The sequence below is a fragment of the Pseudomonas sp. SIMBA_067 genome (assembly GCF_046534675.1).
In the GTDB taxonomy this organism is placed as follows: Bacteria; Pseudomonadota; Gammaproteobacteria; order Pseudomonadales; family Pseudomonadaceae; genus Aquipseudomonas; species Aquipseudomonas putida.
In genome coordinates, this window is record NZ_JAWRYH010001268.1 from 1 (window position 1) to 238 (window position 238).

General features: G+C 66.4%; 1 pseudogene. It reads left to right on the forward strand.

The features are described 5' to 3' along the window. Positions 1 to 238: pseudogene (locus tag SB765_RS33375) on the forward strand (hybrid sensor histidine kinase/response regulator); the annotation flags it as partial.

The following is a 238-nucleotide window of genomic DNA, read 5'->3' on the forward strand; positions in this document are numbered from 1 at the left end:
TTGCCACTACCACGCGCCTGCTGGTCGAACACCTGCAACTGTCGAGTTGCGCCTACGCGGTGATGGAGCCCGACGAGGACGGTTTCACCATCTGCGGTGACGCCGTGGCGCCAGGCTCGCCGCATCTGTTGGGCCGCTATCGGTTGGAGGATTTCGGCAAGCTGGCGGTCGGCCGCCTGCGCAGTGGCCTGCCGTTGGTCATCCGGGACAACCTGAGCGAGCTGTCCCCGGAGGAAGC